Origin of the sequence: Mycetocola sp., assembly GCF_046716805.1 — a bacterium.
Lineage (GTDB): Bacteria > Actinomycetota > Actinomycetes > Actinomycetales > Microbacteriaceae > Mycetocola_A.
The window spans coordinates 1-26,535 of the sequence record NZ_JBKJWH010000114.1 but is presented as its reverse complement, the minus strand read 5'-3'; the positions used below and the strand labels follow the sequence as shown (position 1 = coordinate 26,535).

Below are 26,535 nucleotides of genomic sequence, written 5' to 3'. Positions count from 1 at the left end.
GAATAGAAACCCGCCGCTTTAGTTCTGGTAAGCGGGCACGACTCCGTGGTGAGCGTCGCCGACCTTGTGGACGCGGAGGTCGTTGGTCGACCCGGAGATTCCGGGAGGGGAACCGGAGATCACGACGACCTTGTCTCCGATTTCTGCCTTGTCCAGTCCGAGCAGCACGTCGTCGACCTGGCCGAACATTGCGTCGGTGTGAGTGACCCGGTCCACCAGGAACGTTTCCACTCCCCAGTTCAGCTGCATGCGGCGACGAATGCCTTCATCCGGCGTGAATCCGAGGACCGGAATCTTCGTGCGCAGACGCGCCATCCGGCGTACCGAGTCGCCTGACTCCGTGAAGACGCAGAGGAACTTCGCCCCGACGAAGTCTGCGACCTCGCTCGCGGCGAGCGTGATGGCGCCGCCTTGCGTGCGGGGCTTGGTGCCGAGCGGCGGAATCCGCTCGAGACCGTGGTCCTCGGTCGACTCGATGATACGTGCCATGGTCTGCACGGTGATCACCGGATACTCGCCGACGCTGGTCTCGCCGCTGAGCATGACGGCATCCGCACCGTCGAGGACGGCGTTGGCGACGTCGGAGGTTTCCGCGCGAGTCGGGATCGGGCTTGAAATCATCGACTCGAGCATCTGGGTGGCGACGATGACCGGCTTGGCCATACGGCGGCACAGCTCAACAGCACGCTTCTGCACGATCGGCACCGCCTCGAGCGGGAGTTCGACGCCGAGGTCACCGCGGGCGACCATTATGCCGTCGAAGGCGTCGATGATTTCCTCGAGGTTGTCGACGGCCTGCGGCTTCTCGATCTTCGCGATGACGGGGAGGCGCTTGCCCTCTTCATCCATGATCTCGTGCACCCGCTGGATGTCTTCAGCGTTGCGGACGAAAGACAGGGCGATGAAGTCGGCGCCGAGCTTGAGGCCCCAGCGGAGGTCGGCCTCGTCCTTGTCGCTCAAGGCGGGGACGTTGACGGCAACACCGGGCAGGTTGATGCCCTTGTTGTTGGAGACGGCACCGGCGACGATGACCTCGGTCGTGACGACGACGCCGTCGGTCTCGAGGACCTTGACCTTCACCTTGCCGTCGTCGATGAGCAGGAAGTCACCTGGCTGCACGTCGTTCGGCAGACCCTTGAACGTCGTGCCGGAGAGTTCCTTCGTGCCGAGGACGTCTTCGGTGGTGATCTTGAAGATGTCGCCTTCGGCGAGGTCGTACGGGCCGCCCTCGAACTTGCCGAGCCGGATCTTCGGTCCCTGCAGGTCGACGAGCACTGCGACGGGCTTTCCGGCGTCGGCTGCTGCCTTGCGCACGTTGGCGTAGACGCCTTCGTGGACGTCGTAGGTGCCGTGGCTGAGGTTCATCCTGGCAACGTTCACACCGGCGTCGATGATCGCGCGGATGTCCTCATAGCTACCAGTTGCCGGGCCGAGGGTCGCGACGATTTTAGCTCGTCTCATAGGTACTGCTCCATATTTCTGCGCGGAAATGCGCTGGCGGGATTTGTTGCGGGGAGAAGGACGGGCGTGAGCCTCGCCTTCGAGTCTAGAGCGAGATGGCGCGGTCGGTCGGGCGCACGGGTGCGGGGAGGTTCGTCTCACCCTCGAGGTACCGGTCAACGGCGGCTGCTGCCGCCCGCCCTTCTGCGATGGCCCAGACAATGAGGGACTGGCCGCGACCGGCGTCGCCGGCGACGAAAACACCGGGCTCGCTCGTCTGGTAATCATGATCGCGTTCAACGTTCCCGCGCTCATCGAACGGCACGCCGAGTTGCGGCGCAATGTGATCCGATTCAGGTCCGGTGAACCCGAGAGCCAGCAGAACGAGGTCCGCCGGAATTTCGCGTTCCGTGCCGCTCTTGGGCACGCGTCGTCCGTCGAGGAACTCGGTCTCGGCCACACGGATGGCGCGGACCTCTCCTGATTCGTTGCTGAGGAACTCGACGGTCGACACGAGGTACTCGCGCTCCCCGCCTTCTTCGTGAGCACTCTGGACCTCGAACAGCGTCGGCATCATCGGCCACGGCTGCGTGTCGGTACGAACAGGGGATGGCTGCTTTCCGATCGCCAGGTTGGTGACGGATGCCGCACCCTGACGGTGCGCGGTTCCGATGCAGTCCGCTCCGGTGTCGCCGCCGCCGAGGACGACGACGTGCTTGCCCTCAGCGGTGATTTGCCCGGGCACATCGTCGCCGGCGCCCACCTTGTTCTGCGGCACCAGGTAGTCCATGGCGAAGTGCACACCGGCGAAGTCGCGCCCGGGAATCGGGAGATCCCGGGGGACCATCGCGCCGGTGGCGATGACCACAGCGTCGTAGCGGGCGCGGAGATCGTTCCAGCTGATGTCCACACCGATGTTCACTCCGGCACGGAACCGCGTTCCCTCGTCAGCCATCTGCTTGAGACGGGCGTCGATGTGGTTTTTCTCCATTTTGAAGTCCGGAATGCCGTACCGCAGGAGTCCGCCGATCCGGTCGTCCCGCTCGTACACCGCGACGGTGTGGCCGGCTCGGGTCAGTTGCTGTGCCGCGGCCAGCCCTGCCGGGCCGGAGCCGACGACGGCGACCGTCTTGCCCGTGAGGCTCTCCGGCGGGTGGGAATCGACCCAGCCGTTCGCGAAGGCCTGGTCGATGATCGACACTTCGACCTGCTTGATGGTCACCGCAGGCTGATTGATGCCCAGCACGCACGAGCTCTCACACGGAGCAGGGCACAGCCGGCCGGTGAACTCCGGGAAGTTGTTCGTGGCGTGCAGCCGCTCGATGGCCTGCCTGCCTTCGCCACGCCAGGTCAGATCATTCCACTCCGGGATCAGGTTGCCGAGAGGGCAGCCCTGGTGGCAGAACGGCACACCGCAATCCATGCAGCGGCCGGCCTGCCGGCGCAACTGCGTGGGGTCTCCCTGCTCGTACACTTCCTTCCAGTCCATGAGCCGGATCGGCACCGGGCGCCGCTTCGGCAGCTCCCGTTCCGTTACTTTCAGGAATCCCTTGGGATCAGCCACCGGTTACCTCCAGGATTCGGCCCCAGACCACGTCACCGTCAGGGTCGAGACCCTCGGCGACGGCGTCGTCGCGAGTGCGCAGCACCGCTGCGTAGTCGCGGGGCAGGACTTTGACAAATTTGGGGATGCTGCCACCGAAGTCGGCGAGCAACCGTTCTGCAAGCGCCGAACCGGTCTCGGCGAGGTGTCGCTCGAGCAGGTCGCGGACGATCTCGACATCGGCGCTACCGAGTGCGGTGAGCTCGAGCTCGCCGGCCTGAAGAGCCTCCCGGTTCACCTGGTCCGGCTGGAGGTCGAAGACGTAGGCGGTACCACCGGACATTCCCGCACCGAGGTTCCGGCCGGTCACGCCGAGGATCAGGGCCAGTCCCCCGGTCATGTACTCGAGCGCGTGGTCGCCGACACCTTCGACCACGGCGGTCGCACCGGAGTTGCGCACGAGGAAGCGTTCGCCGACGACGCCGGAAATGAACATGCTCCCCTGCGTTGCCCCGTAGCCGATGACATTGCCTGCGATCACATTCCGGTCCGCGTCGAACGTGCTCGACGCCGGTGGGCGCACGACGATCTGGCCGCCCGAGAGTCCCTTACCGACGTAATCGTTCGAGTCACCCTCGAGACGGAGGGTGATGCCGCTCGGGAGGAAGGCACCCAATGACTGACCGGCGGAACCGGTGAGTCGTACGTCGATGGAATCGGTTGGCAGCCCGTTCTCGCCGTGGCGGCGGGTGACCTCGTGCCCCAGCATGGTGCCGACAGCGCGCTCGGTGTTGCGGATCGGCAGGTCGATGCGGATCGATCCCCCGTGCTCCAGCACATTGTGGCTGCGTTTGATGAGTTCGACGTCGAAGTGCTTGTCGAGTTCGTGCTCCTGCTCGCGAGCGTGCGTCCTCGGCTCTCCGGGCCGGAAGGTCGGCCCGACGAGAATCGGTTCGAGGTTGAGCCCTGAGGCCTTCCAGTGTTCGATCGCCGTGTCCGTGTCGAGGAGTTCGTTGTGGCCGATGGCTTCCTCAAGGGTGCGGAACCCCAGCTCGGCCAGGTACTCGCGTACCTCCTGGGCGATGAATTCAAAGAAGTTGACGATGAACTCGGGCTTGCCGGCGAATCGTTCCCTCAGCACAGGGTTCTGCGTGGCGACACCGACCGGGCAGGTGTCGAGGTGGCAGACCCGCATCATGACGCAACCGGAGACGATGAGCGGCGCTGTCGCGAATCCGAATTCCTCCGCGCCGAGCAGCGCGCCGATGATGACATCCCTGCCGGTCTTCAACTGTCCGTCGACCTGGACGACCACGCGGTCGCGCATGCCGTTGAGCATGAGCGTCTGCTGGGTTTCGGCGAGGCCGAGCTCCCACGGTGTGCCGGCGTGCTTGAGCGAGTTCAGCGGGCTCGCGCCGGTTCCGCCGTCGTGTCCGGAGACGAGGATGACATCCGAGAGCGCCTTGGCGACTCCGGCGGCTACCGCACCGATCCCGGACTGGCTGACGAGCTTCGTGTGGATGCGCGCGGACGGGTTGGCCCGTTTCAGATCGAAGATCAGCTGCTTGAGGTCTTCGATCGAGTAGATGTCGTGGTGAGGAGGCGGCGAGATCAGACCAACACCGGCGGTGGCGTGGCGGGTTCGCGCCACCCATGGGTACACCTTCGTTGGCGGCAACTGCCCGCCTTCGCCCGGTTTGGCCCCCTGCGCCAATTTGATCTGGATGTCGTCGGCGTGGGTGAGGTACATGCTCGTGACGCCGAACCGGCCGGATGCCACCTGCTTGATGGCACTACGACGCTCCGGGTCGAGCAGGCGGTCGGTGTCCTCGCCGCCTTCGCCGGTGTTGGACTTCGCGCCGAGTCGGTTCATCGCGATGGCGAGTGTCTCGTGCGCTTCCTGCGAAATCGATCCATAGCTCATCGCGCCGGTGGAGAACCGCTTGACGATGGAGGCGACCGATTCCACCTCGTCGAGGGGAATCGGGTCCCGGTCGGCGGTCTTCAGCTTGAACAGGCCGCGGAGCGTCATCAGGTTCTCGGCCTGGTCGTCGACGAGCCGCGTGTAGTCGCGGAAGATGTCGTAACGCCTGGTGCGGGTGGAGTGCTGCAGGCGGAACACGGTGTCGGGGTTGAACAGGTGGGGGGAACCGTCACGGCGCCACGAGTACTCGCCGCCGGTCTCGAGCCGCTCGTGGGAGATCTCAGCCGTGTTGAGCGGGTATGCCGACTGGTGGCGTTTGAGGTTCTCGGCCTGGATCACGTCGATGCCGACGCCGCCCAGCTTCGACTGGGTACCGGTGAAGTATTCGTCGACGAACTCCTGGCTCAGCCCGACGGCTTCGAAAGCCTGTGCGCCCGCGTAGGAGGAGACGGTCGAGATGCCCATCTTCGACATGATTTTGAGCACGCCCTTGCCGAGCGCGTAGATGACGTTGCGGACCGCTTTCTCGGCGGTGACTCCCTCGATGACTCCGCTGCGGACGAGGTCTTCGCAGGTCTCCATGGCGAGGTACGGGTTGATCGCTGAGGCGCCGTACCCGATCAGCGTGGCGACATGGTGCACCTCTCGGACGTCGCCGGCTTCGACGACGATGCCGACCTTCAGGCGGTTCTGGGCACGGAGCAGGTGGTGGTGCACGGTGGCGAGCAGGAGCAGCGACGGGATCGGCGCCAGGTCCTTGTTCGAGTCGCGGTCGCTCAGCACGAGGAAGTGGGCGCCGGCCTCGATCGCCTCGTCGACCTCGGCGCAGATCACCGCGAGGCGGTTCCGCAGCGCATCGGGTCCTTCGTCGAACCGGTACAGGCCCCGGATCGTCGTGGTGGTGCGCGAACCGTGTGCCGGGTCGATGTGCTGGATTTTCGCAAGCTCGTCGTTGTCGATCACGGGGAAGTCGAGGACGACCTGGTTGGCATGCTCGGGGCCGGAACTGAGCAGGTTCCGCTCAGGCCCGAGGCCGAGCTTCAGCGAGGTGACGACCTCTTCACGGATCGAGTCGAGCGGCGGATTGGTGACCTGCGCGAACTGCTGGGTGAAGTAGTCGAACAGCAGGCGCGGACGCTTCGACAACGCGGCGATCGGCGTGTCCGAGCCCATTGCGCCGAGCGGTTCGGCACCGGTCTGGCCCATGGGACGCAGCAGGATGCGGACTTCTTCCTCGGTGTACCCGAAGGTGCGCTGACGGCGGGTGACCGATGCTGGGGTGTGCACAATGTGCTCGCGCTCCGGCAGGTCGGCGAGGTTGATGCGGCCGGCTTCCAGCCACTCACCCCACGGTTTCGACGCGGCCAGTTCGGCTTTGATCTCGTCGTCCTCGATGAGCCGCTGCGCTTCGGTGTCGACGAGGAACATCTTGCCCGGGCGCAGTCGGCCTTTCCGCTTCACCCGCTCGGGAGCGATGTCGAGCACGCCGATCTCGCTGCCGAGTACGACCAGCCCGTCGGTGGTCTCCAGCCAGCGACCGGGCCGCAGGCCGTTGCGGTCGAGCGTGGCGCCGACGAGAGTGCCGTCGGTGAAGGTCAGCGCCGCTGGCCCGTCCCAGGGTTCCATCTGCATGGAGTTGAACTCGTAGAAGTCGCGGAGTTCCTGCGAAAGGCCGGTTTGCTTCTCCCACGCCTCCGGAACCATCATCATCATCGCGTGGGGCAGGGTGCGACCGGTGAGGGTGAGCAGCTCGAGCACCTCGTCGAATGAGGCGGAATCACTCGCACCGGGAGTGATGATGGGCAGTAGCGGCCGGATGTCCCCAATCAGCTCCGACTCCAGCTGGGACTGGCGGGCGCGCATCCAGTTCCGGTTGCCTTCGACCGTGTTGATCTCGCCATTGTGCGCCATCATCCGCAGCGGTTGCGCCAGCGGCCACGACGGGAACGTGTTCGTCGAGTAGCGGGAGTGGACGATCGCCAGCTTCGAGGCGAAGCGCTCGTCGCTGAGGTCGGGGTAGAACGGCTCGAGCTGGAGCGTCGTCACCATGCCTTTGTAGACGAGAGTGCGGCAGGACAGCGAGATGAAGTAGCCGTTCAGCTCACGCTCGACGCGTTTGCGGAAGCGGAATGCCTGCCTGTCGAGGACGATCCCTGAAACGAGCTCACCGGCATCCGTTGTGTCAGTGCTCGACACGAACAGCTGCTCGAATGCCGGCATCGCGTCGCGAGCGAGCCTGCCGAGGTTGTCGTCGTCGATGGGCACGCTTCGCCAGCCGAGGACGGTGAGGTCCTCGCTGTCAGCGAGGCGCTCGATTCCGGCCTTGAGCTCCGCCCGTTCGGTGTCGTCCAGCGGGAGGAAGGCGATGCCGACGGCGTACTGGCCGGCGGCGGGCAGCTCGAAGTCGGTGACCGCCCGGAGGAATTCATCGGGGATCTGGGTCAGGATGCCTGCACCGTCCCCTGTTCCCGCGTCGGAACCGATGGCACCGCGGTGCTCAAGGTTCCTCAACGCGTCAAGCGCTGAGACGATGATGTCGTGCCCTGCGGTGCCTCGGAGCGTGGCGACCATCGCCAGGCCGCACGCGTCCTTTTCGCTCGCAGGGTTGTAGAGGCCCTGGGCGGGGGGAACAAGGCTGAACTGGGAAAAAGTGGGTCGAGGCTCCATCGAAATACCGTCCTCACAAGGAAATATCGGCGGTGGGACGACGATGGCCCAAGAAAGTTGAGGGTTCGTCGCCCGGCAGTGGACAGTGTGAACTCACACGCCAGGCGATTGTCTTACCGGGTGGAAGCCGTGGGTGTGGGCAGACCTAGGACTTTGAGCCGATCTCACTTGTGGCGGCGGCGTCGATCGATCCGGGAGCGGTTTCCTCGGGCTCGCCGAGATCCACGTAGTCCGAATCGGTGTGTGAAGATTGTACCCCAGCGGGGGCACCTTCCCATCCGCGGCCTCGCACGTACGGCCCAGGCTCACTGCCCGTGTGCCGGCGGGACTGGATCACGAAGAGGACGATTCCGATGAGGATCGCGAGCAGGGCCGCCCAGACGTTGACCCGCAGGCCGAGCAGAACCTCGCTCGGGTCGATCCGAATGGACTCCCAGACGGTACGGCCGAGGCCGTACCAGACCAGGTAAACGGCGAGGACCCTGCCCCACTGGAGGCCGAGCTTGCGCTCGAGAAGCAGGAGAACGGCGACGCCGGCGAGGTTCCAGATCACTTCGTAGAGGAAGGTGGGGTGGAACAGGGTTCCGGCGGGCAGCCCGAGCGGCCAGGCGGCGTTCGACTGGTCGATCTCGAGGCCCCACGGCAGGGTGGTCGGCAGTCCGAACAGTTCCTGGTTGAACCAGTTGCCGAATCGGCCGAATGCCTGAGCGAGCAGCAGGGCCGGTGCGACGGCGTCGGCGAACGTCCAGAAGCGGATGCCGGTTATCCGGCAGCCGATCCACGCGCCGACGGCGCCACCGAGAAGCGCACCGAAGATCGCGATGCCGCCCTCCCAGATGTAGAGAGTACGCAGCAGGTCGGCGCCAGGGTAGAAGTAGTCGTTCGGGTGGGTGAGCACATGGAAGATCCGCGCTCCGATGATGCCGAGCGGCACGGCCCAGAGGATGATGTCGAGCACGATGCCGGGTTCGGCGCCTCGCTTCGTCAATCGGGCGTTGGTCAGGAAAGCGGCCGCAACGATGCCGACGAGGATGCAGATGGCATAGAAGTGAATCGTGAAGTTACCGAGCTGGATGGAACTGACGTCCGGGCTCGGGATGCTCAGGTGGATGGACACGTGGTTCCATGCCTTTCTGGGGTTGCTGTCGTTCGTGCGCGGTTAACTCTAGTTCGCGCGGCTTGTTCCCTGTGCCAATTCCCTGGCGACTGCCGCGACGCGATCCACTCCGCCTTCGGCGAGAGCCTTGACGAGGGCCGATCCGACGATGGCGCCGTCAGCGTAGGCGAGGATTTCGCGCACCTGTTCGGCGGTGGAGATTCCGAGTCCGACACACGCGTTCTCGCATCCGGCCTCGCGCAGACGGGAGACGAGAACCTTCGCGGCCTGGTCGACGTCGCTTCGGGCACCGGTGATGCCCATGGTGGAGACCGCGTAGACGAATCCCCTGCTCGCGTCGACGGCCTGGCGCAGACGCGCGTCGCTCGAGGACGGAGCGGCAAGGAACACGCGATCGAGTCCGGTGCGCTTCGACGCCGACAGCCAGTCGCTGCCCTCGTCCGGGATGAGGTCAGGGGTGATCAGGCCCGCGCCGCCCGCGGCGACGAGATCGTCGGCGAATCGCTCGACGCCGTACTGCACGACCGGGTTCCAGTAGGTCATGACGAGGACGGGAACGTCGACGCGAGCGGTGATCTCGCGGACGGCGTCGAAGCCGTGCCGGAGTTTGAACCCGTTGGCCAGCGCATGCTGAGTGGCCTTCTGGATGACCGGGCCGTCCATGACGGGGTCCGAATACGGGAGCCCGAGCTCGATGATGTCGACGCCGTTCTCGGCGATCGCCACCGCGGCATCCACGCTCTCCGTGAAGCTGGGGAACCCGACGGGAAGGTAACCGATCAGAGCGCCGCTGCCGGCCTCACGTCTGGCGGTGAGGACGGATGCCACGCTGCTCACGATTGTTCTGCTCCCGAGTCGATCAGGTCGAAGTACCGACCGGCGGTTTCCATGTCCTTGTCGCCGCGACCGGACAGGTTGATGAGGATGGTGGTGTCAGGGCCGAGTTCCTTGCCGAGCTCGAGCGCGCCGGCCAGGGCGTGCGCGCTCTCGATCGCGGGGATGATTCCCTCGGTGCGGCTGAGCAGGCGGAGCGCGCTCATCGCAGCAGCATCCGTCACCGGCCGGTAAGTGGCCCGTCCGATGCTCGCCAGCCACGAGTGCTCAGGACCGACGCCCGGGTAGTCAAGACCGGCGGAGATCGAATGGGATTCGATGGTCTGGCCGTCTTCGTCCTGGAGCAGGAAGCTCTTCGCGCCGTGGAGCACTCCAGCGCGACCCTTGGTGATGGTCGCGGCGTGCCGAGGTGTGTCGACACCCTCTCCGGCGGCTTCGAAGCCGTACAGGGCGACATCGGCATCGTCGAGGAACGCGTGGAAGATGCCCATCGCGTTCGATCCGCCGCCGACGCAGGCCGCAACGGCGTCCGGAAGTTTGCCGGTGAGGTCGAGAACCTGCTGGCGGGCTTCCTCGCCGATGATCTTCTGCAGGTCGCGGACCATGGCGGGGAACGGGTGAGGGCCTGCGACGGTTCCAAAGATGTAGTTCGTGGAGTCGACGTTGGTCACCCAGTCCCGCATGGCGTCGTTGATCGCATCCTTGAGGGTGCGTGAGCCGGTTTTCACCGAAACGACCTCTGCTCCGAGCAGGCGCATCCGGGCGACGTTGAGCGCCTGACGTTCGGTATCGACCTCGCCCATGTAGATGACGCAGTCCAGACCGAACAGTGCGGCTGCGGTCGCCGTGGCGACACCGTGCTGGCCTGCGCCGGTTTCGGCGATGACGCGAGTTTTGCCGATTCGTTTGGTGAGCAGCGCCTGGCCGAGCACATTGTTGATCTTGTGCGAGCCGGTGTGGTTGAGGTCCTCGCGCTTGAGGATCATCCGCGCCCCACCGCCGTGTTCGGCGAATCGGGGAACTTCGGTGATGAGGGACGGGCGCCCGGTGTAGCTCTTGTGCAGCTCGTTGAGCTCTGCTGCGTAGCCGGGGTCCAGCTTCGCCAGTTCCCACGCCTCCGACAGCTCGTCGAGAGCGGCGATGAGCGATTCGGGCACAAATCGCCCGCCGAAGTCGCCGAAGTATGGGCCTGTTTCGTCGCGTAGTGCCATGGTTATACCGCCAGGAATTCGCCGAGGGTCAGAATGGGGTCGCTCGTGACGAGCGCTTCCCCGATGAGGACGACATCCGCTCCCGCTTCGCGGTAGTGCGCGACGTCTGATGGAGACTTCACGGCTGACTCTGCGACGCGGATGACCCCGGACGGGATCTGCGGGGCGAGACGCCCGAACAGGTCTCGGTCGAGTTCAAAGGTCGAGAGGTCGCGCGCGTTGACTCCGATGAGTCCGGCGCCGAGGTCGAGGGCGCGTTCCAGCTCATCAGCGCTGTGCGTTTCGACGAGCGCGGTCATGCCGAGGTCGGTGACCAGGCTGTACAGCTCGACGAGGGTGCGCTGGTCCAGGGCAGCAACGATCAACAGGGCGATATCCGCGCCTGCTGCTCGTGCTTCGAACACCTGGTACGGGATCGAGATGAAGTCCTTGCGGAGCACCGGGATTCCGACGGAGTTGCGCACATCCACGAGGTCGTCGAGCGAGCCCTTGAACTTGCGTCCTTCGGTGAGCACGCTGATGGCGCTGGCTCCCCCGCGCTCATAAGAGACAGCGAGTTGGGCCGGATCCGGGATGTCGGCGAGGTCGCCGCGCGAAGGACTCGCACGCTTGACCTCGGCGATGATCTTGACGGATGCCGCCGGGGACAGGGCGGAGAGGGCATCGAGGGGCGGCGCAGCATCCGCCGCAGCGGATTCAACACGGGCAAGCGGGCGCAACGATTCACGCTCGCGTGCATCGTGGAGTGCGCCAGCCGTAAGGTCGGCCAGCACGGGGCTAGTGCTCCTTCGCGCTGTACTTGTCGCCGTTCACGCCGTAGCCCGCCTTGGCGAGGATCCAGCCGAGAAGCGCTCCGACGACGAGGAGGCCGGCAGCGGCCCAGACGAGCCATGCCCAGTCCAGCCAGAAGGCGACGGTTCCGATGGCGAACGCGATCAGCATCACCGTCACAGCCGTCCAGGCAGCCGGTGAGTGGCCGTGTCCTTGGTCTGTCGACTCTGCGCTCATGGGTCTCCTTCAGTGATCAGTGCCGAACCAGTCTATCGGTTGTTGTGGATGGCTTCCGGCCCGCCCCTCGGTGGGTGGCGGTATCGTGCACACCGGCCCTCTTTGGTAGGACGGCGGGCGGCGGCATCGTGCCCCGGCGCCCATGGGCGCCCGGCCACACCCTCGGCACACGATGCCGTCGCCCGCCTGAGTAGCGCCGCTGGAATTAGGGCCGTCGTATCCGTTGCTCGGTCGAAAAGGGTTGCTCGTCGTCGGCATTCTCGACCGGTTTCGACCGAGGAGGGTCGCAACAACCGTTAGTGACCGAGCAAGGGCGGGGAGCGGGTTTGGATGCCGGCGCGCACGATTGGCGGGAGATCACACGGTTACCAGGATGCTTTCGCCGATTCGCTCCTGTGAATCGTGAGATCTCCTGCAAAACGTACTGCCGCTCAGCGGGTCGGGTCGTCCCCACGGGTGAGGTCGTCCCAGCTGTCGACGGAGTCCGGCATGGCGTCGCCATCGACGGGTTCCAGCCGCACGGCAGAGTACTTGCGTGACGACGACGGCCAGCGCTGAGCGGTCACCAGAATCGCGACACCGACGACGGCGAGCAGGACGCCTGTCGCCAGGGCGACAACCGGCCACGGGGTGAGTGACGTGGCCGAGACGAGGTCGGCGATCGAGTCGGAACCGGCGATGCCTGTGACGTCGGTGACGGCTGCCTCGCTGGCGGCAACCGGTCCGTTGAGCACCAGCACCGCCGAGAGGGCGATGCAGCCCCCGAGCACGATGTTGAGCACACCGAGGAGAATGCGGAACAGCAGGCCGGCGATCGCGAGGGCGGCGCCGAGGGCGAGCCCGGCGAGGGCAAGAGCGGCGAGGGCGGGAGCCGCAACAGCTCCGTCGACGGTTACCGCGGTCGTCGGGGAACCGGGCGCGAGTTCGACGTCCAGCCAGGTCTGCGTCCAGGCCATTAGGGCGAGTCCGCTGAGAAGCAGCGACGCCAGGATCAGGACATACTTCGAGCGCTTCCCCGAGCGCGATGCCGGTGTCACCGCACCCGCTTCATCGCGTTCGCGACGGCGACCGCCCGGAGCGGCGCCGCCGCCTTGTTCTGAGACTCGAGGTATTCGCTCTCGGGGTCCGAGTCTGCGACGAGTCCGCCGCCGGCCTGCACATGGGCGACACCGTTCACGATGGTCGCGGTGCGGATGGCGATCGCAAGGTCGATGTCACCGGAGAACGCGAAGTACCCGACGACTCCCCCGTACACTCCCCGCTGCGCGGGTTCCAGTTCGTCGATGATCTCAAGCGCGCGCGGTTTGGGCGCTCCAGACAGGGTGCCAGCCGGGAACGTGGCGGTGAACACGTCGATCGGGCTGGCTGAATCGCTGAGTGTTCCTTCCACGCTCGACACGAGGTGCATGATGTGGCTGAACCGTTCGATGCGCATGAACTCGGTCACCTCGACGCTGCCCGGCGTGCAGACCTTGAGAAGGTCATTACGGGCGAGGTCGACGAGCATGAGGTGTTCGGCGCGTTCCTTCGCGTCACCGGAGAGCTCGTCGGCCAGCTCGATGTCGCGTTCGGGTGTGTCGCCCCGGGGCTTCGATCCGGCGATCGGGTGGGTGAGTACCCGTTTGTCCTGCACCTTGACGAGTGCTTCCGGGCTTGAACCCACGATCGAGTACGGTGTGCCGTCGACGTTGTGGAGCGTCAGCAGGTACATGTACGGGCTGGGGTTGAGGCTCCGAAGGATCCGGTACACGTCGATGGGTTCAGCGCTGCACTCCTCGTCGAACCGCTGAGATATCACCACCTGGAAGATGTCTCCGTCACGGATGCGCTCCTTGGCAGTCACAACAGCGTCGAGGAAATCCGACTTCCTGGTGCGGTAACGCGGGTTCGGTGCCGTCGCCAGGTCGACCTCGGCGAGCCACGCGTCGTTCGGCTTGGCCAGCCGGGACTGCATGACGTCGAGTCGGTCCTGCGCTGAGCGCCACAGCGTTGCGTCGTCGTCGAGCCCGTCGTTCAGAACGTTCGCGATGAGCTGGACGGTGCCGCTGCGGTGGTCGAGCACCACGAGGTCGGCGACGAAGCACAGCGCCTGGCCGGGCACGTCGAATTCCTTGGGCGGTCGATGCGGCAGGTTCTCGATCTGGCGGATCGCCTCCCAGCCGATGAATCCCACCAGCCCGCCGGTGAGCGGAGGGTGGCCTTCGATGTGGGGGGTCTCCCAGCGGCGGTGCAGCTCCGTAATCGCCTGCAAAGGCCGCAGTCCGGTGGCATCCCCAAGGGCTCGTTCCCGGCTGATCCCGTAATCGATCCACTGGACTGATTCGTTCTGCTGGGTGAGCACGCCGAAGGCTGAGACACCGACGAAGGAGAATCGTGACCAGATGCCGCCTTGTTCGGCCGACTCGAGGAGGAAACTCCCCGGTCTGCCGAGCGCGAGTTTGCGATAGATCCCGACGGGGGTCTCCCCGTCGGCGAACAGTTCTCGGATGACCGGGATGACACGGTGCTCTCGCGCGAGCGCGTCGAACCCCGCGCGGCTCGTTGTGCCTGTGCCCCTACTGGTTGTCATCGGCTGAGTCCTCGTCCGGTTCGTCTCCGATGGCCGGACTGAGTTCGTGGGCGTCGAAACAGGTTCTCGTTCCGGTGTGGCAGGCCACCCCGACCTGCTCCACCTGGAGCAGCAGGGTATCCGCGTCACAGTCGAGCGCGGCGCCCTTGACGTACTGCGCGTTGCCTGAGGTGTCTCCCTTGCGCCAGTACTCCTGCCTGGACCGGGACCAGAAGGTGACCCGACCCTCGGTGAGGGTTCGCCGCACAGCCTCGTCGTTCATGTAGCCGAGCATGAGCACCTCGCCGGTGTCCCACTGCTGCACGATGGCCGGGATGAGCCCGTCCGCATCGAACTGAATCTGCTGGATCGTCGACGAAACGCTCATCAGCGCACCAATACCCCTTCGGAAGCCAGTTCCTGTTTGACGTCTGTGATGGTCAGCAGGCCGGAGTGGAACACGCTCGCAGCCAGAACGGCGTCAGCACCGGCGGCGATCGCCGGCGGGAAATCCGCTGCCTTGCCCGCGCCGCCGGAGGCGATCACGGGCACACTGCTGATCTCACGCATGAGCGCGATCAGTTCGATGTCGAAACCCTGCTTCGTTCCGTCGGCGTCGATCGAGTTCACGAGAAGCTCCCCCGCTCCCCGCTCGATGGCCTCGCGAGCCCAGTCCAGGGCGTCGATTGTTGTTTCGGTGCGGCCGCCGTGGGTGGTGACGACGAAACCGGAATGCGTGGATCCGCTGCGCTTCACGTCGAGGGAGAGCACAAGCACCTGCGCGCCGAAACGGTCGGCAATCTCGCCGAGGAGCGGCGGCCGGGCGATAGCGGCGCTGTTGACGCCGACTTTGTCCGCCCCGCTGCCGAGCAGCCGGGCCACGTCATCCACGGAGCGCACTCCCCCGCCAACGGTGAGCGGGATGAACACCTGCTCGGCGGTCCGGGTCACCACGTCGTAGGTGGTCGCCCGGTTGTCGACGGTGGCGGTGACGTCGAGGAAGGTGAGTTCGTCAGCACCCTGCTCGTAGTAGCGGCGTGCAAGCTCGACGGGGTCGCCGGCATCACGGAGGTTCTGGAAGTTGATGCCCTTCACGACCCGGCCGTCGGCGACGTCGAGACAGGGAATCACACGGCACGCAACGGTCATGGGTTCGCTCCCCTAAAGTCTCGCCGCGTGGATGGCACTGACGAGGATCGCCCGTGCGCCCAGCTCGTAGAGCGCGTCCATGATCCGGTTGGTGCGCTCACGCGGCACCATCACCCGGACGGCGACCCAGTCCTTCTCGCGGAGCGGCGACACCGTGGGCGATTCGATGCCGCCGGCGATCTCGGTCGCCTGGTCGAGGAGCTCGGCGGGCAGATCGTAGTCCATGAGCACGTAACGGCGTGCGACCAGGACACCCTGCAGGCGGCGGCGGAGTGTGTCCAGTCCCGGCTTCTCCTGCGGGGAGCCGATCAGCACGGCCGTCGATTCCAGGATCACCGGGCCGAAGATGTCGAGGCCGGCCTTGCGCAGTGTCGTGCCGGTGGAGACGACGTCAGCGACGGCATCCGCTACGCCGAGCTGCACGGCCGATTCCACCGCACCGTCGAGCGGCACGAGTGTCACATCGACGTCGTGGCCGGCCAGGAAGTTGCCGACGAGGCCGGGGTAGCTCGTGGCTACGCGGTGTCCGGCGAGGTCGGCGAGGTCGGTGAACCGTCCGGTGGGCCCGGCGAAGCGGAAGGTCGAGTCGCCGAAGCCGAGGCTTTCGATTTCGGATGCCTCCGACCCGGAATCGAGGAGGAGGTCACGTCCGGTGACACCGACGTCCAGTGCGCCTGAGCCGACGTAGGTCGCGATGTCGCGCGGACGGAGGAAGAAGAATTCGACGTCGTTCGGGGCGTCGAGAAGGTGGAGTTCCTTGGGGTCGCGACGGCCGGCGTATCCGGCCTCCGACAACATCTGGGCGGCTGTTTCAGCCAGGGAGCCCTTGTTGGGCACTGCGATTCTCAACATGCGGAAGTCTCTCGTTGTGGGTCTGTGGTGGAGGTGTTTCTGTGGCGCTGGCGTCACAGATGTCGGTAGACGTCCTCCGGCGAGAGGCCCTTTGCGAGCATGAGGACCTGCAGGTGGTAGATCAGCTGCGAGATCTCTTCGGCGGTCTCGGTGTCGCTCTCGTACTCGGCCGCCATCCAGACTTCCGCGGCTTCTTCGACGATCTTCTTGCCGATGGCGTGGACGCCTGCGTCCAGTTCGCGAACTGTGCCGCTGCCCTCGGGGCGTTCGGCAGCCTTCAGGCTGAGTTCTGCGAACAGGTCGTCGAATGTCTTCACAGGTATCAGGGTACTAGCTTCGCGACGACGACCCGTGCGCGTGGGCCCGACCGGATGCCGCCGCCTCACGCAGCGCGTTGATCCGCAGTCCGGGACTGTCGGAGCCGAACACGCTGGAGCCGGCGACGAAAGTGTCTGCACCGGCCTCGGCGGCGATGCCGACGGTGTCCTCGTTGATGCCGCCATCGACCTGCAACCAGACATCCCCGCCGGTGCGTGAGAGTTCCTGCCGGAGCAGCTGCAGCTTGGGCATCGTCTCGTGCATGAACGACTGGCCTCCGAAGCCGGGCTCCACAGTCATGACGAGCACCTGATCGAACTCGCTGAGCAACTCGAGGTAAGGCTCAACGGCAGTTCCCGGTTTGAGGGCGATGCCGGCTCGCGCGCCGATCGACCGGAGGCGCCGAGCCAGCGCGACGGGATCAGCCGTCGCTTCGGCGTGGAAGGTGACGCTGTATGCGCCGAGCTCGGCGTAGCCGGGCGCCCAGCGATCGGGGTCGTCGATCATCAGGTGGACGTCCAGCGGAAGCGTCGAAACCTGCTGGATCCGGTCGACCATCTGAGGCCCGAAGGTGAGGTTGGGTACGAAATGGTTGTCCATGACGTCGACGTGGACGAGGTCGGCGGTGCCGATTCGCCCGAGGTCACGCTCGATGTTCACGAAATCAGCGGCCAGGATGCTCGGGGAGATGCGGATCGACATCCCGACAGCCTAACGAGTGCCGGCGGTCGACGACGATTTGGCGATCAGGGCGATGAACATGGCATCCGTACCGTGTCGGTGCGGCCACAGCTGGACCGTTGTGCCGGTCCCGTCAGCGGGAGAATCGGCCTGCGGCAGGTCGAGGGGCTCGACCGCCACCGACTGGACCACGGCGGCCGTGTCGAGCAGTTCGGCCTCCTCACCGAGCCGCCGGAGGGCGTCGGAGACGACGCCGCGGGTCTCCGCGACGTGCGGTGAGCAGGTGACGTAGGCGAGGACACCGCCGGGTTTGAGCGCAGCGAAGGCGGCGAGCAGCAGGGACTGCTGCAGCACGGTGAGGTCCGCCACGTCCTTCGCCGTCTTCCGCCAGCGCGCCTCGGGGCGGCGGCGGAGGGCGCCGAGGCCGGTGCAGGGGGCGTCGACGAGGATGCGGTCCCACGCCTCGGGCTGGAGTTCGCCGATCTGGGTGCCGTCGAGTTCCGTGACGGCGATGTCGCCTGGCACCGGTGCGACCGCGCGACGGACGAGTTGAGCACGGGCAGGAACGAGTTCGTTCGCGGTCACCGTCGCCCCGGACAGGACGGCTTCAGCGCCGAGCAGCGCGGTCTTGCCGCCCGGGCCGGCGCAGAGATCGAGCCAGCGCTCCCCCGCGGCCGCGGGGCGGGCTCGGCTGAGTGCGAGGGCCGCGAGCTGGGAGCCTTCGTCCTGGACGCGGAGGCGTCCGTTCTCGTGGCGGATCGCGGCATCCGGGTCACCGCCCGAAAGCGTGAAGCCGAACGGCGAGTGCCGGTTCGAGTCGGCGCCCTCAGGCACCTCGGCGAGGCCGGGAAGGGCGATCAGGTTCACTTTGGGCGCCTGGTTGTCTGCGGCGAGCAGCTCCCGGAGTTCGTCGGCGCGGCCCTCAAGAGCGAGGGCCTGCCGGAAGGCGCGGAGAATCCACGCCGGGTGGGCGTAGTCAGCGGCGAGCCGGTCGTCGGCGTTCGTCGCCGCGGCGAGCACCCGTTCTCGCCATTCCTCGGGTGTGGACCGTGAAATGGTTCGCAGGACACCGTTGGTGAATCCGACGGCGGAGCGCGACCCGACCATGCGGGCCAGCGCTACGGACTCGTTGACGGCGGCATGGGGTGCGACCCGGGTCGCCAGCAGCTGATGCGCGCCGAGCCGGAGGACGTCGAGGATACCGGCGTCGATCTGGTTGATGTCCCGGCCGGCGGCGAGGGCGATCACCCGGTCGTAGTAGCCGCGCAGGCGGAGGGTGCCGTAGGTGAGCTCGGTGGCGAGGCCCGCGTCCGCGGAGCTGAGCGAGGCCCGCGCGATGAGCGTCGGCAGCAGAAGGTTCGCGTACGCATCGTCGGTGCTCACCGCCGCGAGGACGTCGTAGGCGATGCGCCTGGCTGGCTGGACGGATGACGGCTGAGGTGCCTGTGCTGGAGTCATGGGGGAACCTACTCTGCCCGGACGGGCTGGTCGTGGCTGAGTCCTCGCCACCAGTCGGATGCTGCCATGGCCGGCTTACCGGCCGGCTGGACGCGCAGGAGTTCGAGTGCTGACGTTGCGGTGCCGATGAGGATTCGGCCGTCGAGGCGGTCGACGGTGCCCGTTGCCAGCGTGGTTCCGGGCGCCGGGAGGGCGTCGAGGATCTTGAACCGGGTGCCGTTGATGGTGGTATGGGCGCCGGGCTCCGGTGTGACGCCGCGGAATCGGTTGTAGACCTGGTGTGCCGGGGCGGTCCAGTCGAGCCGGCCGTCGTCGATGCGAAGTTTCGGGGCGAGTGTCGCTGACCCGGTCTGCGGAGCCGCTCGCGCTGAGCCGTCGGCGATGTCGTCGACGATGCCGGCGAGGAAGCCGGCGCCGGATTCGGCGAGCTCGGCGAGGAGGGTTCCGGCCGTCGCATCCTCATCGATGGGGTGCTCGAGAACGCCGAACAGGTCGCCCGCGTCGAGCTCGCGAACGAGTTGGAAGACACTTGCGCCGGTGAGGGTGTCGCCGGCGAGCAGCGCGTGCTGCACGGGCGCGGCGCCGCGCCAGGCGGGCAGCAGGGAGAAGTGCAGGTTGATCCAGCCGTGCCGTGGGGTGGACAGCAGCGGCTCGCGCAGCAGGCCGCCGTACGCGACGATGACCCCGAGGTCGGTGTCGAGGTCGGCGATGGCCGCCGTCACTTCATCGGTCAGCCGGTTCGCCTTGATCACCGGGATTCCGGCGTCCTCGGCGGCACGGGCGACGGGCGACGGGGTGAGGACGCGTTTCCGGCCGAGCGGGGCGTCCTCCCGGGTCAGGACGGCGACGACCTGGTGATCGCTCGTGAGCAAGCGATGCAGGCTGGGCACGGCCACATCGGGGGTGCCGGCGAAGATGAGCCTCATTCGAGTCCGAGTCGGGCGGTGCGGGGTGTCATGACAGGATCTCCGGGTCGTCGAATCGGACTTTCAGTGTAGGTGGCGGCCGGTACCCGGCTTTGCCCTGCGGTGCCTTCCGCCTGCGCGTCGCGTTCCGCACGACGGCACCGCGAAGCAGCCGCGCAGCCTCACCCGCTTGCCCGTAGTCCAGCCGGAGGATGGCACGGACTCCGTCGCCGGTGGGCGTCGGTCCGAGAATGCTGGCTCCCGGGAGGTCGCGCACCTCGGCGAGGGCTTCGGTGACGGCGGCGGCGTCACCCGAGACGGATGCCGCGCGGACGGCGGGCGGGAATCTCAGGGCGCGACGGTCCTGAAGTTCGGCGTGCGCGAACGCCGGCTGGGTCCAGGTGGCGAGTGCGCGCGCGAGGTCGCCGGTGACTCCGGTGAGAACCACCGGGGCTCCCGGACGGGCGAGAGCGGCGGCATTGGACCACCAGCGCAGGCAGTCCTCACCGATGCGGAGATGTTCAGCGGCGAGCATGCGGTCACCGTCAAGGAGGAGCACGGCCGCGTAACCGCCGGCGGCGACCGGCTCGGCTCCGCGGGTGGCGATGACGAGTGCCGGTCTCGCGTCGACGGCGGTGACCTGCCGTTCGCCGTCGGAGATGAGGACGGGGACGCCGGGGAACGCCCGGCCGAGTTCTTCGGCTGTACGCCCCGTGCCGCGGGTGACGAGGCGCAGCTTCGTGCCCTCGCAGGTCGGGCAGGTCCAGCTGGCGGCGATCGCCCCGCAGAGAGTGCAGGAGGGTGCGGCTCCGGCGCGGGCGATACCGAGTGGGCCGGCGCAGGTGCTGCATCTCCCGGCGGACGAACAGGTGGCGCAGGCGACGACGGGGGCATATCCCGGCCGGGCGACCTGCACGAGCACGGGGCCGGTGGCGATCGCCTCCTTGGCCTGGCGCCAGGCCATCGAGGGGATGCGTGCCGTGACGGCGACGGCGTCCTCGTGGTCGGCTTTCGCGGTGATCAGGATGCGCGGCGTCGCGGAGCGTTCCGGGGCGGCGGTTTCGAGCCAGCCGATGTCGACGAGTCGTTGGGCGTCGACACTTCGCGTGTGCCCGGCGAGGACGAGGGCGGCCCCCGACTGCTGCTGACGGATGAGCGCAGCGTCCCTCGCGTGCACGTACGGTGCGAGGGGTTCGGAGTACAGCGGGTCGCCGTCGTCGAAGATCGCGAGAAGACCGAGGGATGCCGCAGGCGCGTACACCGCGGATCGGTTGCCGAGGATGACCCTTGGGATGTCGGTCAGGCAGTCGAGGAACGCTCGGTACCGGTCCGCATTGGGCTGGGACGCGTCGACCCTGGTGATCCGATCCGGCGGGAGGTACTCCCCGAGGGCGGCGAACAACTGGTCGCTGTCGCGGTAATCGGGTACGGCGAGGATGGCGGTCTCCCCGGCTGTGACGGTGCGGGCAGCGGCCTGCGCGAGGGTGACGGCCCAGCGTCCGACCCATGTCCCCGATTCGAGCTGGACGACCTGCGGAATCACGTCGAGGGCGACGCGTTGATGCCCGGCGAGACGTTCGGGCAGAGTTGTCCCGTATCCGTCGATCTCCGGTGGATCCGGCAGGAACGACACGGTCGAGCTTTCTTCCTGTGTGCGTTGCCAGGTCTTTTCGACCCGGACCTGCCGAGGCGGGATGGCAAGGCGGAGGATGTCGCCGGCGCCGCCCGCCGCACGGTCGGCGGCTTTTCTCGCCAGCGCCCACACCTCCGGGGTGAGCACCGGGACCGCTGAGACGACGGAGTCGAGTGGGCTCAATTCGCCGTCGAAGCCGTCTGACGCGTCGACTGTTTCGACGATGTAACCCCGTGCGACCCGTCCCGCTGAGCGCAGAGGCACCGTCACACGCACACCAGGGAGTGCTTCGTTGGCGAGTTCCTCCGGGATCCGGTAGTCGAAGAGGTGATCGAGCTGCGGCAGAGGGGAATCGAGAATCACGCGGGCCGTTGTGCCGCGCCGCGCCGCGGGAGCGGGCGATGCCGTTCCGGTTGCGGCGCTCTCGGTCATGTCACGCCCCTTGATCAGTCAGAGCCCGGCGGCGCTCTGCAGGTCGGCGACCTTGTCGAGCCGCTCCCAGGTGAAGTTCGGCAGTTCCCGGCCGAAGTGCCCGTAGGCGGCGGTGGCGGCGTAGATGGGGCGTTTCAGGTCGAGGTCACGGACGATGGCTGCCGGCCGAAGGTCGAAGACCTCACGGATCGCGTCGACGATTGTCTCCTCCGACACCTTCGCGGTACCGAACGTCTCCACATACAGTCCGACGGGCGCAGCCTTGCCGATCGCGTAGGCGACCTGCACTTCGAGCTTGTCGGCGAAGCCGGCGGCTACGGCGTTCTTGGCCACCCAGCGCATCGCATAGGCCGCTGAGCGGTCGACTTTCGACGGATCCTTGCCACTGAACGCTCCGCCGCCGTGGCGCGCCGCTCCGCCGTAGGTGTCGATGATGATTTTGCGTCCGGTGAGCCCGGCGTCACCCGCAGGACCTCCGATGACGAAACGGCCGGTCGGGTTGATCAGGAAGTTCACGCCGGAGGTGTTGAGCTCGACTCCGTCGAGAACAGGGCGGATGACGAGTTCCTCGACGTCTGCCCGCAACCGGTCGAGGGCGATGCCGTCCTCATGCTGGGTCGAAAGAACGACGGTTTCGACGCTGCGCGGGGTGATTCCGTCGTATCCGATCGTCACCTGGGTTTTGCCGTCCGGGCGGAGGTAGTCGAGTTCGCCCGATTTCCGCACGGCGGAGAGCCGCTCCGCCAGGCGGTGCGCGATCCATCCGGGCACCGGCATGAGCTGCGGGGTTTCCGTCGTGGCGAAGCCGAACATGATGCCCTGATCGCCGGCGCCCTGATGGTCCAGCGCATCGGAACTGGCCAGTTCCCGGGACTCGAAGGCGTCATCGACGCCCTGCGCGATGTCCGGGGACTGCTGACCGATCGAAACCGACACCCCGCACGAGGCGCCGTCGAAGCCGACGTCGGAGTGGTTGTAGCCAATCGACGTGACGAGGTCGCGGATCAGCGCAGGAATCTCGACGTACGCTTCGGTGGTGACCTCACCGGCGACGTGAACCAGTCCGGTGGTGACAAGGGTTTCGACGGCGACGCGACTGTCCGGATCCTGTTCGAGCATGGCATCCAGGATGCTGTCTGAGATCTGGTCGCAGACTTTGTCCGGGTGCCCTTCAGTGACGGATTCCGAGGTAAACAGGCGCAGATGCGTCATACCAGCTCCAAAAGGTACGGGGCGAAAACAATGGTTCGGGATGGCCTCCCGCCGTTCAGTGTCGATGGGAGAACCGACACCCGGCTGGAAAGCCTTTCTCACTATATCGCCGCGCCGGTGGGAGACCCCTCCACGGGCGGTTCAGGCGATCGGGGCAGGGACCGGACGGGTAACGGCGTCGAGGATGCGGTCGGCGATCTCGCGCTTGGTCCCTGATGCCTCGAACGCGACGTTCCCGCCTTTCGCCAGCACGACGATCGTGTTGGTGTCGAGCGCGAAACCCTCGTTCCAGCCGACCCGATTGACGACGAGGAAGTCGCACCCTTTGCGGGCGAGCTTCGCCCGGCCGATCGCCAGCAGCTCGTCCTCCCCCGGTGTCGTCTCGGCGGCGAATCCGACGATAACCTGACCCGGTCGGGCGGATGACGCGAGCCCGGCGAGGATGTCGGGGTTCTGCACGAGCCGCAGAGTGAGTTCGTTCCCGGTGTCTTCCTTCTTGATCTTGGCGTCGAGAACCTCGGCCGGGCGGTAGTCGGAGACGGCAGCGGCCATGATGACGACGTCTGCCTGGGTGGCGGCATCCGTCACCGCCTGCTGGAGCTCGGCGGCGCTCGGCGCGTGGACCAGCGTCACACCGTCAGGCGGGGCCACGTCGAGGTGGGAGGCGATGAGTGTCACTGTGGCACCGCGGCGGACCGCCGCCTTCGCGAGGGCGACGCCCTGCTTGCCGCTTGAGCGGTTGCCGAGGAATCGCACGGGGTCGAGCGCTTCGCGGGTTCCGCCTGCCGTGATCACGATGCGGGTTCCGGCGAGGTCTCCCGGGTGTCCGGATGCTGCGGCGAGGGCCGCCTGGACGATGGTCTCGGGTTCTTCCATGCGGCCGGGACCGGAATCGGCGCCCGTGAGCTGGCCGCTCGCCGGGCCGACGATGGTGACCCCGCGGGAGCGCAGGGTGGCGATGTTGGCCTGGGTGGCCGGGTTATGCCACATCTCGGTGTGCATGGCCGGTGCGAGCACGACGGGAGCGGTGCTGGCAAGAACCGTGTTGCCCAGCAGGTCGTCGGCGAGACCCGAGGCGAGGCGGGCGATGGTGTTCGCGGTCGCCGGGGCGATGACGATGAGGTCAGCGGCCTGGCCGATGGCCACATGGCGCACCTCGGCGACACCTTCATACAGTTCCGTGTGCACCGGGTTGCGTGAGATCGCTTCGAGGGTCGGTCTGCCGACGAACCGGAGCGCACCCGGGGTGGCGACCACCTGGACCCGGTGTCCCGCCAGCACGAAAGAACGGATGACACCGACCGCTTTGTATGCGGCGATGCCACCCGTTATGCCGACAACGACATTCAGAGAACCTGTCATCGGGGGGACGACGTGTTACTCGACGATGGGACGCAGGACGAGCTTGTCCTCGTTGATCTCGTGGAGGGCGACGGAGAGCGGCTTGTCTTCGACGTGCGAGTCGACGAGCGGACCGACGTTGTCGAAGAGGCTGCCTTCGTGCAGGTCGGAGTAATAGTCGTTGATCTGGCGGGCACGCTTGGAAGCGAAGATCACCAGCGCGTACTTGGAGTCGACCTTGGAAAGCAGGTCGTCGATGGGCGGGTCAATGATTCCCTTGGGCTTTTCAGCCATAACTGAAGTCACACTCCTCGTGCGTTGCGGATTGAAGAAATAGAGGTCTGTCGGCGGCTGCGAGTCATGCCTTGAGGGCGACTGACGGGCCGCGAGTCTGCATCAAGTCTACGACCTCCCGGGCGGCTTCGGCCACGGTACGGTTCACGACCCGGTAATCGAACTCGTTTTGGGCCGCCAACTCGTGCTTGGCGGTGCTGAGCCGGCGTTCCCGTTCCTCGGCATCTTCGGTTCCCCGGCCGACCAGGCGACGGACGAGTTCGTCCCAGCTGGGCGGCAGGAGGAAGACCAGCGTCGCCTCCGGCATGGCCTCGCGCACTTGCCGCGCACCCTGGATGTCGATCTCCAGGAGGACGCTGTGCCCGGAGCTGAGCGCCTTGTCGATCGGCGCCCGCGGGGTGCCGTATCGGTAGGCGTTGTGCACCGTCGCGTACTCCAGCAACTCCTGATCGGCGATCAGCCGATCGAATTCGGCGTCATCGACGAAGAAGTAGTTCACGCCCTCGACTTCGCCCGGTCGAGGGGCCCGGGTGGTCGCGGACACCGACAGCAGGACGTCCGGGTAGTTCTCCCGGATGTGTGTTGCGACCGTGCCTTTTCCGACAGCGGTCGGGCCGGCGAGCACGACAAGGCGGCTTCTGCGCCTGCCGCGGTTTCGGGCCTCACGCTCGATGATGAAGTCGCGCAGCCGAGAACGCTGGTTGTGCCCGAGCCCACCAATTCGCTTGGACGGCGAGATGCCCAGGTCCTCGAGGATGCGGGTGAGCTTCGTGCGGCCGATGGCCGGGACGCTCAGCAGGAAGTCGGTGACCCGCATCCGTCCGGCAACACCCTCAGGGTGTTCCAGCCCGTCGTCGAGGACGGACAGCGCGGTCACGGAGCCATCGGCGACGGCATTCTTCAACGCGGCGCGGGCGCGGCGAGCCTCGACGGCGGCGCGGGACGCCGCGACGCGGTCAACTTCTGGTGGTGTTCGATCGGTCGGTTCAGCCACTGGCCAGCCTCACCTCTTCTGTTCGGGCGGCGATGGCCTGGCGTAGACGCGCGGGCCCCGCCGCGAGGAGTCCGCGGGACTCGGAGACGATCACGCCGTCCGCCAGGGTGCCGTAGATGGTCTTCAGATCGGAAACCGATGCGCCCTGGTGTCCGAAACCCGGCGCGAGCACGGGAGGAGTCGGGCTGGGGAAATCGCCGAGGTCGAATCCGCCGAGATCGAGTGTCGCGCCGAGGACGACTCCGACGTCGCCGAACGGCCCGCTCGCGTGCGCTGCATTCCACGTGGTCACGTCGTCGAGGATACTCCGAGCCAGGGTCCGGCCGGAGGCGAGTTTTGCCTTCTGACCGGCAATACCCTCCGGGTTCGACGTTGCAGCGAGGACGAAGACGCCTTTGCCGTTTCGCTGTGCCAAATCGAACGAGCCGTGAAGCGCACCGACACCCTGGAACGGGTTCAGCGTGACCGCATCCGACTCGAGAGGTGAGCCGTCGCCGAGCCAGGTCTCGCCGTACGCGTCGGCGGTGGAACCGACATCTCCGCGTTTGGCGTCGGCGATGACGAGGATGCCCCGCTCGCGTGCCGAGCGGATCACCTGTTCCAGCGCGTCGAAGCCACGCGCGCCGAACCGTTCGAAGAATGCCACCTGCGGTTTGACGATGCCGGCCAGGCCGGCGGCGGCGTCGACGACCCGCAGACCGAACTCCCTGGCGCCGTCCGCGCTGTCTGCGAGGTCCCACTCCGACAGGAGCCAGCTGTGCGGGTCGATGCCGACACAGAGCCGGCCGCGGGCCGAGACCGCCCGGTCGAGACGAGCACCAAACGTCACGCGCTGGCTTCCTGCTGAGGTGCCGGCATCCGTACGGGTGTGCCCGCCGGCCGGTGTGCCACGCCCACCGCCTCGCCTGGAGAGGTGAGCCCGCGCCGGGCCAGCTCGACGCGCAGCTCCTCGGCGACCCGCGCCGGCGCGGACG

Annotated in this window: 23 protein-coding genes; all 23 read right to left on the bottom strand. The window is 66.8% G+C overall.

Translation table 11 applies throughout. The features are described 5' to 3' along the window. Nucleotides 1-18: 18 nt before the first annotated feature. The gene (pyk, locus tag ACLQ62_RS09125; protein WP_411721330.1) at nt 19-1,461 is read right to left on the bottom strand and encodes a pyruvate kinase; all 1,443 of its coding nucleotides are present in this window, start codon (nt 1,459-1,461) and stop codon (nt 19-21) included. An 85-nt stretch (nt 1,462-1,546) separates the two neighbouring features. After that, nucleotides 1,547-3,004 (bottom strand): glutamate synthase subunit beta, encoded by a 1,458-nt coding sequence (locus tag ACLQ62_RS09120; protein WP_411721329.1) that lies wholly within the window; start codon nt 3,002-3,004, stop codon nt 1,547-1,549. Next, nucleotides 2,997-7,574 (bottom strand): glutamate synthase large subunit, encoded by a 4,578-nt coding sequence (gltB, locus tag ACLQ62_RS09115; protein WP_411721328.1) that lies wholly within the window; start codon nt 7,572-7,574, stop codon nt 2,997-2,999. Before gltB ends, ACLQ62_RS09120 begins: the two co-directional genes overlap by 8 nt. A 145-nt stretch (nt 7,575-7,719) precedes the next feature. Continuing rightward, entirely contained in the window at nt 7,720-8,691 is a 972-nt protein-coding gene (lgt, locus tag ACLQ62_RS09110; protein WP_411721327.1) for a prolipoprotein diacylglyceryl transferase, read from the bottom strand. A 48-nt stretch (nt 8,692-8,739) separates the two neighbouring features. Next, nucleotides 8,740-9,531, bottom strand: coding sequence for a tryptophan synthase subunit alpha (gene trpA / locus ACLQ62_RS09105; RefSeq protein WP_411721331.1), 792 nt, complete (start codon nt 9,529-9,531; stop codon nt 8,740-8,742). Further along, nucleotides 9,525-10,736 carry a tryptophan synthase subunit beta gene (gene trpB, locus ACLQ62_RS09100; RefSeq protein ID WP_411721326.1) on the bottom strand — a complete coding sequence of 404 codons (1,212 nt, stop codon included), beginning with the start codon at nt 10,734-10,736 and terminating at the stop codon, nt 9,525-9,527. Before trpB ends, trpA begins: the two co-directional genes overlap by 7 nt. 2 nt (nt 10,737-10,738) lie before the next feature. Continuing rightward, nucleotides 10,739-11,509 (bottom strand): indole-3-glycerol phosphate synthase TrpC, encoded by a 771-nt coding sequence (gene trpC, locus ACLQ62_RS09095; protein WP_411721325.1) that lies wholly within the window; start codon nt 11,507-11,509, stop codon nt 10,739-10,741. 4 nt (nt 11,510-11,513) lie between these two features. Next, on the bottom strand, nt 11,514-11,744 hold the full coding sequence (locus tag ACLQ62_RS09090; RefSeq protein WP_411721324.1) for a DUF6704 family protein: 231 nt from the start codon (nt 11,742-11,744) through the stop codon (nt 11,514-11,516). A gap of 431 nt (nt 11,745-12,175) precedes the next feature. Next, the gene (locus ACLQ62_RS09085) at nt 12,176-12,781 is read right to left on the bottom strand and encodes a Trp biosynthesis-associated membrane protein (protein WP_411721323.1); all 606 of its coding nucleotides are present in this window, start codon (nt 12,779-12,781) and stop codon (nt 12,176-12,178) included. Further along, nucleotides 12,778-14,313 carry an anthranilate synthase component I gene (locus tag ACLQ62_RS09080; protein ID WP_411721322.1) on the bottom strand — a complete coding sequence of 512 codons (1,536 nt, stop codon included), beginning with the start codon at nt 14,311-14,313 and terminating at the stop codon, nt 12,778-12,780. Before ACLQ62_RS09080 ends, ACLQ62_RS09085 begins: the two co-directional genes overlap by 4 nt. Continuing rightward, on the bottom strand, nt 14,300-14,680 hold the full coding sequence (hisI, locus tag ACLQ62_RS09075) for a phosphoribosyl-AMP cyclohydrolase (RefSeq protein ID WP_411721321.1): 381 nt from the start codon (nt 14,678-14,680) through the stop codon (nt 14,300-14,302). Before hisI ends, ACLQ62_RS09080 begins: the two co-directional genes overlap by 14 nt. After that, nucleotides 14,680-15,441 (bottom strand): imidazole glycerol phosphate synthase subunit HisF, encoded by a 762-nt coding sequence (hisF, locus tag ACLQ62_RS09070; protein WP_411721320.1) that lies wholly within the window; start codon nt 15,439-15,441, stop codon nt 14,680-14,682. Before hisF ends, hisI begins: the two co-directional genes overlap by 1 nt. A 12-nt stretch (nt 15,442-15,453) precedes the next feature. Beyond that, nucleotides 15,454-16,293 carry an ATP phosphoribosyltransferase gene (gene hisG / locus ACLQ62_RS09065; RefSeq protein ID WP_411721319.1) on the bottom strand — a complete coding sequence of 280 codons (840 nt, stop codon included), beginning with the start codon at nt 16,291-16,293 and terminating at the stop codon, nt 15,454-15,456. Nucleotides 16,294-16,346: 53 nt separating this feature from the next. Further along, entirely contained in the window at nt 16,347-16,610 is a 264-nt protein-coding gene (locus tag ACLQ62_RS09060) for a phosphoribosyl-ATP diphosphatase (RefSeq protein WP_411721318.1), read from the bottom strand. 13 nt (nt 16,611-16,623) lie between these two features. Beyond that, nucleotides 16,624-17,313, bottom strand: a complete 690-nt coding sequence (gene rpe, locus ACLQ62_RS09055) for a ribulose-phosphate 3-epimerase (protein WP_411721317.1) — start codon at nt 17,311-17,313, stop codon at nt 16,624-16,626. Nucleotides 17,314-17,322: 9 nt separating this feature from the next. Beyond that, complete coding sequence (locus tag ACLQ62_RS09050; RefSeq protein ID WP_411721316.1) at nt 17,323-18,750, bottom strand: RsmB/NOP family class I SAM-dependent RNA methyltransferase; 1,428 nt, start codon at nt 18,748-18,750, stop codon at nt 17,323-17,325. A gap of 8 nt (nt 18,751-18,758) precedes the next feature. Further along, on the bottom strand, nt 18,759-19,676 hold the full coding sequence (gene fmt, locus ACLQ62_RS09045; protein ID WP_411721315.1) for a methionyl-tRNA formyltransferase: 918 nt from the start codon (nt 19,674-19,676) through the stop codon (nt 18,759-18,761). A gap of 28 nt (nt 19,677-19,704) precedes the next feature. After that, nucleotides 19,705-21,720 carry a primosomal protein N' gene (locus tag ACLQ62_RS09040; RefSeq protein WP_411721314.1) on the bottom strand — a complete coding sequence of 672 codons (2,016 nt, stop codon included), beginning with the start codon at nt 21,718-21,720 and terminating at the stop codon, nt 19,705-19,707. Between the two features lie 18 nt (nt 21,721-21,738). Then, complete coding sequence (metK, locus tag ACLQ62_RS09035) at nt 21,739-22,932, bottom strand: methionine adenosyltransferase (RefSeq protein ID WP_411721313.1); 1,194 nt, start codon at nt 22,930-22,932, stop codon at nt 21,739-21,741. A 141-nt stretch (nt 22,933-23,073) separates the two neighbouring features. Further along, nucleotides 23,074-24,294 (bottom strand): bifunctional phosphopantothenoylcysteine decarboxylase/phosphopantothenate--cysteine ligase CoaBC, encoded by a 1,221-nt coding sequence (coaBC, locus tag ACLQ62_RS09030; protein ID WP_411721312.1) that lies wholly within the window; start codon nt 24,292-24,294, stop codon nt 23,074-23,076. Nucleotides 24,295-24,309: 15 nt separating this feature from the next. Beyond that, nucleotides 24,310-24,567: a DNA-directed RNA polymerase subunit omega gene (rpoZ, locus tag ACLQ62_RS09025; RefSeq protein ID WP_090712805.1), complete on the bottom strand. Its 258-nt coding sequence runs from the start codon at nt 24,565-24,567 to the stop codon at nt 24,310-24,312. A gap of 64 nt (nt 24,568-24,631) precedes the next feature. Next, nucleotides 24,632-25,561: a guanylate kinase gene (gene gmk / locus ACLQ62_RS09020; protein ID WP_411721311.1), complete on the bottom strand. Its 930-nt coding sequence runs from the start codon at nt 25,559-25,561 to the stop codon at nt 24,632-24,634. Beyond that, the gene (gene pyrF / locus ACLQ62_RS09015) at nt 25,554-26,390 is read right to left on the bottom strand and encodes an orotidine-5'-phosphate decarboxylase (RefSeq protein ID WP_411721310.1); all 837 of its coding nucleotides are present in this window, start codon (nt 26,388-26,390) and stop codon (nt 25,554-25,556) included. Before pyrF ends, gmk begins: the two co-directional genes overlap by 8 nt. Nucleotides 26,391-26,535: the final 145 nt, after the last annotated feature.

Excerpts from the sequence above, each read along its gene's own strand:
- pyk (WP_411721330.1), bottom strand. The coding sequence starts at position 1,461 with ATGAGACGAGCTAAAATCGTCGCGACCCTCGGCCCGGCAACTGGTAGC.
- gltB (WP_411721328.1), bottom strand. The coding sequence starts at position 7,574 with ATGGAGCCTCGACCCACTTTTTCCCAGTTCAGCCTTGTTCCCCCCGCC.
- trpB (WP_411721326.1), bottom strand. The coding sequence starts at position 10,736 with ATGGCACTACGCGACGAAACAGGCCCATACTTCGGCGACTTCGGCGGG.
- ACLQ62_RS09090 (WP_411721324.1), bottom strand. The coding sequence starts at position 11,744 with ATGAGCGCAGAGTCGACAGACCAAGGACACGGCCACTCACCGGCTGCC.
- ACLQ62_RS09080 (WP_411721322.1), bottom strand. The coding sequence starts at position 14,313 with ATGACAACCAGTAGGGGCACAGGCACAACGAGCCGCGCGGGGTTCGAC.
- hisI (WP_411721321.1), bottom strand. The coding sequence starts at position 14,680 with ATGAGCGTTTCGTCGACGATCCAGCAGATTCAGTTCGATGCGGACGGG.
- hisF (WP_411721320.1), bottom strand. The coding sequence starts at position 15,441 with ATGACCGTTGCGTGCCGTGTGATTCCCTGTCTCGACGTCGCCGACGGC.
- hisG (WP_411721319.1), bottom strand. The coding sequence starts at position 16,293 with ATGTTGAGAATCGCAGTGCCCAACAAGGGCTCCCTGGCTGAAACAGCC.
- rpe (WP_411721317.1), bottom strand. The coding sequence starts at position 17,313 with ATGTCGATCCGCATCTCCCCGAGCATCCTGGCCGCTGATTTCGTGAAC.
- ACLQ62_RS09050 (WP_411721316.1), bottom strand. The coding sequence starts at position 18,750 with ATGACTCCAGCACAGGCACCTCAGCCGTCATCCGTCCAGCCAGCCAGG.
- fmt (WP_411721315.1), bottom strand. The coding sequence starts at position 19,676 with ATGAGGCTCATCTTCGCCGGCACCCCCGATGTGGCCGTGCCCAGCCTG.
- ACLQ62_RS09040 (WP_411721314.1), bottom strand. The coding sequence starts at position 21,720 with ATGACCGAGAGCGCCGCAACCGGAACGGCATCGCCCGCTCCCGCGGCG.
- metK (WP_411721313.1), bottom strand. The coding sequence starts at position 22,932 with ATGACGCATCTGCGCCTGTTTACCTCGGAATCCGTCACTGAAGGGCAC.
- coaBC (WP_411721312.1), bottom strand. The coding sequence starts at position 24,294 with ATGACAGGTTCTCTGAATGTCGTTGTCGGCATAACGGGTGGCATCGCC.
- rpoZ (WP_090712805.1), bottom strand. The coding sequence starts at position 24,567 with ATGGCTGAAAAGCCCAAGGGAATCATTGACCCGCCCATCGACGACCTG.